This window comes from Deltaproteobacteria bacterium, from assembly GCA_030654105.1.
Taxonomy (GTDB): domain Bacteria; phylum Desulfobacterota; class SM23-61; order SM23-61; family SM23-61; genus JAHJQK01.
Genome location: JAURYC010000062.1, coordinates 1 through 5,012, shown reverse-complemented (window position 1 = coordinate 5,012; position 5,012 = coordinate 1). Strand labels below are relative to the sequence as shown.

Below are 5,012 nucleotides of genomic sequence, written 5' to 3'. Positions count from 1 at the left end.
GGGCGATTCACCATAGAGGGTACAGAGAAAAGATTGAGCTTATTTTGTTTTTCTACTCTAAAATTATTCTCTGTACTACTAACGTGCAATTTCTCAAAATTTTATTAAGCAATCCCCCCCACCCTATCCCTCCCCCTCGAGGGGGGAGGGTTGGGAGGGGGTGATTTCTTTTGGTTACGGCTATGCCGCGCTGTGACCTCTGTGGCTAATAATAAAAGGAGTTCAAAATGGAAATTTCGGTTCCTGAATTTAAAATTGTTCCTTACGTTTCTCTCGACCTCCGTTCTACCGCTTTGATTGTGGTGGATATGCAGGTAGACTTTGCCAGCCCCAAAGGAAAGCTCTTCGTTCAGGAATCGCGCCCAACGATTCCGAAGATCCGTAGCCTCGTATCCAATGCCAGAAAGATGAAAGTACCCGTAATCTTTACCCAGGATTGGCACCGGGCCGATGACGCCGAGTTTCTTATCTGGCCCGCCCATGCCGTCGAAGGAACCCCCGGCGCCCAGGTTATTCCTGAACTCAAACCCCTGAGCAGCGATTACTTTATTCGCAAAAGAACTTACGATGCTTTTTTTGCCACGGACCTTGACCTTCTCCTCCGCCAAAAAGGAATAAAATATTTAATTATCTCAGGAACGGTCGCCAACATTTGTGTCTTACACACCGCTGGTTCGGCCCGCTTACGGGGGTATGAAATCATCATCCCCCTGGATGCCATTTCGGCCTTAACGTCTTTCGACCATGCTGCCACCCTGCGCCAAATTTCCTTTATCTATCAAGGGAAAATCACCAATTCGTCAGGGATAAAACTTCGGAAAAAATGACTTCTTAAAAATTTGCGTTTTTTATTTGACCTCGGAATAAAGTTTGGGAACTCTTTTTGAAATTTACCCGAAGATTATTCCAGATCACCGCAAAATACATATTTCCCCACTTAAAAATACAGGGTTCACCCTATTTCCTTTTTAGACGATTTTGAATTACTATAATCGTAAGCTTCGGTAAGAAATAAATAAGAATGGAGGCTGAGAAAATTTGGCTTGCAATCGACGCCAGTTTTTAACCCTGTCGGCTATGGGGGGTATAACCTTTTTAGCCGGTCCGATAAATATTGCACTCGCCCAGGCGAGAAAGGAGGAAAAGATGGCATACACCGCTAAAGATTACGGCAAACTACTGGGAATGGAGGGTTTGAGCGATACCCTCCTGAAAAATCATTTCACCCTTTACCAGGGGTATGTGACCAACACCAACAAATTGGTGGACACCCTGAGCCAAATGGTAAAGGAGGGAAAGGCCGGCACTCCGGAATACGCCGAGTTAAAGAGGCGCTTTGGCTGGGAATTCAACGGCATGCGCCTTCATGAATATTACTTCGAAAACCTCGGTGGCAAAGGAGCGATGGACAAGAACGGAAAGCTGGCCAAAAAAATGGCCGAGGTCTTCGGAAGCTATGAGGATTGGGAAAAGGATTTCAAGGGTGTCGGATCGATGCGGGGAATCGGCTGGGTCGTTTTGTATCAGGATAATGTTTCCGGAAAATTATTCAATTGCTGGATCAATGAACATGATGGCGGACACCTGGCCGGTTGCACCCCTATCCTCATCCTGGATGTTTTTGAACATGCCTTCATGATCGATTATGGTTTGAAGAAGGCGGATTACATTGCCGCTTTTTTCAAAAACATCGACTGGAAGGCCGCCGAAGGAAGAATGAAATAAGTTTCTTCCTAAAGTTTTAAGCTTACCTCTAAGGGGCCTTTCTTGAACCTGCTTGAAGGATGGCCCCTTTGCTTACCTCCAAAGATTCGAATCTTTTAACCCCATCGGTGGCTACCTCAACTTTGCTTTCTCTTAATCATGAGCGTTTTATATCCGGACTGAATGACGGTCCCGTCTTCCTTGATGATCTGAAGAAAAAGTTTTATAATCCCTCGATCAGGTTTGCTTTTGCTCGGGATTTTTTCCGCCACTTTCGCCTTTACCTGAATGGTTTCCCCGAAAAACAAAGGGGCTTCAAATTTCCAGGCATCGATCCCCAGGAAAGCTATCGCGGTCCCCTCCAGGTATCCCGTTCGGAAGAGCAAACCGTGGGAAACGGCCAGACCCAGCAGGCCGTGGACGATTCGCCTCCCGAATTGGCTTTTTCTCATGAATGCCTCGCTGGTGTGCAATTCATTGTAATCCCCGCTCATGGCTGCAAACATCACAACGTCTGTTTCCGTCATCGTCCGGCTTGGAGTCACAAACTCCTCTCCTACTGACCATTCATCAAATAATTTCCCTGACATAAATAAATCTCCTTAAAGTTATTGTTTAACTCTTTTCAATCCTAAATTCATTCCTTGGTCTTCCAAAATCCTCTGTAATTTAGACACCTCCAAATTCTGCGGAGCTTTCTTTTGTTTCAAGGCTAAAGCGGCTGCCGTACCCGCAGCTTGCCCTGTGGCCGAACAAACCGGAATGAGCCGGAGTTGTCCCATGATCTCATCTGCTGCGGATATACACCTGCCGGCCACAAGGAGATTTTCCACGTTCTGAGGGACGAGGGAGCCATAGGGTAATCTCATGTCACTATGCGCATATGGTTTGACCACTGTATCATCAAATATCTTGTTCTTGACTTCATCCGGCGAGGGTGAAGCTTTTCCGATGATTTGTCGGGTGGCCCGAACTCCCACCTGGGTGGGAGTAACCTCAATTCTGGATTTTTCAAAACCCGGCACATTCCTTTTTAAAAAATTGGCCATCCTCATGACGTGTTCCCTGGTAATTACTTCGGCTTTGGTCAAATCCCTGGGATCGGTACCATCCATACCCAAAAGGTTCCCGGACCACACGTTAATTTCATCCTCATAAACAAGCTTTTCGGCATGAATCCCAGGCGCGCCGAACTCCATATTGATTCCTAAATCGAAGGAGAGATTTCCTCTATTTATCTCTTCCTGGACCAATTTCTTGAGATTGCCCCAGTTGCCTATCCGGTCCAGAACAACCGGAACATTCACTCCCACCATGTTGAACATCATGGTCATAGGCTTTCTTACCAAGCGGAAAGGAGCCCCGGCAAAGCTGGCGACATCGGCATCTCCGGTTGCGTCCACTACCATCTTGGCCAGAATGGCCTGCCGACCCGCTTTATTCTCCATAATGATCCCTTTAATCCGCTGCCCTTCCATAAGGGTTCCCACGATGTATGTGTGCAGCAGGAAATCAATTTTATTTTCCTGCAGCATTTGCAGGAATTCATACTTAATGACCTCTGGATCCATGGCATGCATATTCAGCCATTCTACCTCCTCGCCTGAGTGGCGGCAGGGGGTATAAACGGCTTTCTCCCGCAGCCTCTTGGCGATTTCGCTATTGATCCCGTTATTCAAAGGCGGGGTGGTAATTACCAATGCTGAAGTTACCAGCCCGCCTAAGAATCCATATTTCTCCAGGAGTAAGACCTCGGAGCCATTACGGGCGCCACATACCGCTGCGGACACCCCTGCGAATCCTCCTCCGCAAACCAGCAACTCTACGTTGGCCATTACAGGAGTCTTCCTCTCCGGCTCAGTAATCCACTCCATATCTTACCTCTCTGTTTCTTATGATTGAAATTAGTAAGGTGTCCCCGGAATTCGAAAATTGACCTGACCCCAGGCCTAAAGTGTGGCCTGGTCGTGGGCCCTGGGTGGCTTTCCCAGGTAACGCTTAACCTTGATGTCTGCCTCCCTGCCGCGAGCCTCGGCAATCTCGTAAGCGGTTTGCATCCGAAGAAGCGTGTCCATCTTCGGGCCGAAAGCTTTCTCGATCCGCAATGCCATGTCTGGCGAGAGCGCGGCGCGGGCGTTGAGAAGGGCAGAGAGCGCGGGCCTGCTCACGCCAAGAACCTTTGCTGCCTGGGTAACGGAGAGACCGAGAGGCTCGATCACTTCCATCCTGATGAACTGTCCCGGGTGGGCCGGGCGTACCATACGCATCATGCTTTTGTTTCCTTTCAATGGTAATCCTCGTAATCCAGGTCGAGGATTTCTCCTTCGGTCTGGTCGATTCGGAAGGTGATCCGCCAGTTGCGGGTGACGGTGAGGCTCCAGCTTCCCTTGCGGTCGCCGGTGAGCTGATGGGCGTTCCAACTTGGGACGTCGCGGAGCTCCTGGGCATCTTCCATCTCCTGCAGGAAGGTCAGAATATTACGGACCTTCTCTACGACCGACGGGGGTAAGCCGGAAACATCATTCTGCTGCATGAAACGCCTCAGTCCCCGATGAGCCACGTTCCGAATCTTCATAAGTTAAGTTTACTTTAAGGAGTGTCGCTTGTCAAGCGACACTTTACAGAAGGATTGATTAGCCCGGATACAGAGGTGCTCGGTTCCCTTTCCTCTCGAATCAGAAATCTGCCCAATCCTCCCTATCCGGATTGGGGGACGTGGTGGAAACTTAACACCTTTGGTCCTCCCCCTCCTTTTTTCGAATTGCCTTGGCGATTGCCGAGGTGCAGACCCCTCACTGCCTCGCTATCTCCGCCATCGCAATCCTATACTCTCGACTCAAAATCCCTGCAAACTTAGCCCATACCCGTCCCAGCAAGGACCAGGCCAGGATGCGATTGCCGGTTTGTTTAGATAGGTCTCCTAAACGAGTGACAACGTCTTTCCGATCCTGGATATCCTGAAAGATCCGCTTGCCTTCCATTCCTCGAATCATCACATGATGTAAAGTGCATATTTTCCACTACGTCCCCTTTCCCACACTTGCCAGCCGCGCGCATGCCCGGTCCGGTTGACCCCGTTGGGCTATCAGTCCTTGCCTCATGTACTGTATTTGGCAATCTTGGGACAGCGCCGCGATTCTCAGGGTCCACTTTTCCTACGATTCCTGTGACCCTCGTGCTCGGTAGTCTGGAAATGAGTTGTCTGTCCCTCTATTTCCCAGATTTCCAGCGAGTTCTGATTTCCAATTGTGCGAAGCACGTTTTTTGATCTGTGCTAACTACCAGATCATGAGATAGAGGAGAAGGGG

Annotated in this window: 7 protein-coding genes; 2 read left to right on the top strand and 5 right to left on the bottom strand. The window is 49.1% G+C overall.

The features are described from left to right. Positions 1-227: 227 nt before the first annotated feature. Entirely contained in the window at positions 228-827 is a 600-nt protein-coding gene (locus Q7V48_02505) for an isochorismatase family cysteine hydrolase (protein MDO9209611.1), read from the top strand. Positions 828-1,146: 319 nt separating this feature from the next. Then, a complete protein-coding gene (locus Q7V48_02500) occupies positions 1,147-1,725 on the top strand; it encodes a Fe-Mn family superoxide dismutase (GenBank protein ID MDO9209610.1) in 579 nt (192 codons plus the stop codon). A 116-nt stretch (positions 1,726-1,841) separates the two neighbouring features. Here Q7V48_02500 and Q7V48_02495 read toward each other — a convergent pair whose 3' ends face one another. The 5 genes from Q7V48_02495 to Q7V48_02475 all read right to left on the bottom strand — a co-directional run bounded on the left by Q7V48_02495 (position 1,842) and on the right by Q7V48_02475 (position 4,685). Next, the gene (locus tag Q7V48_02495; protein ID MDO9209609.1) at positions 1,842-2,294 is read right to left on the bottom strand and encodes a MaoC/PaaZ C-terminal domain-containing protein; all 453 of its coding nucleotides are present in this window, start codon (positions 2,292-2,294) and stop codon (positions 1,842-1,844) included. An 18-nt stretch (positions 2,295-2,312) separates the two neighbouring features. Continuing rightward, positions 2,313-3,578 (bottom strand): FAD-dependent oxidoreductase, encoded by a 1,266-nt coding sequence (locus Q7V48_02490; protein ID MDO9209608.1) that lies wholly within the window; start codon positions 3,576-3,578, stop codon positions 2,313-2,315. Positions 3,579-3,653: 75 nt separating this feature from the next. Continuing rightward, positions 3,654-3,974: a HigA family addiction module antitoxin gene (locus Q7V48_02485; GenBank protein ID MDO9209607.1), complete on the bottom strand. Its 321-nt coding sequence runs from the start codon at positions 3,972-3,974 to the stop codon at positions 3,654-3,656. A 14-nt stretch (positions 3,975-3,988) separates the two neighbouring features. Beyond that, positions 3,989-4,279: a type II toxin-antitoxin system RelE/ParE family toxin gene (locus tag Q7V48_02480; protein ID MDO9209606.1), complete on the bottom strand. Its 291-nt coding sequence runs from the start codon at positions 4,277-4,279 to the stop codon at positions 3,989-3,991. A 217-nt stretch (positions 4,280-4,496) separates the two neighbouring features. Continuing rightward, positions 4,497-4,685, bottom strand: coding sequence for a hypothetical protein (locus Q7V48_02475; protein MDO9209605.1), 189 nt, complete (start codon positions 4,683-4,685; stop codon positions 4,497-4,499). Positions 4,686-5,012: the final 327 nt, after the last annotated feature.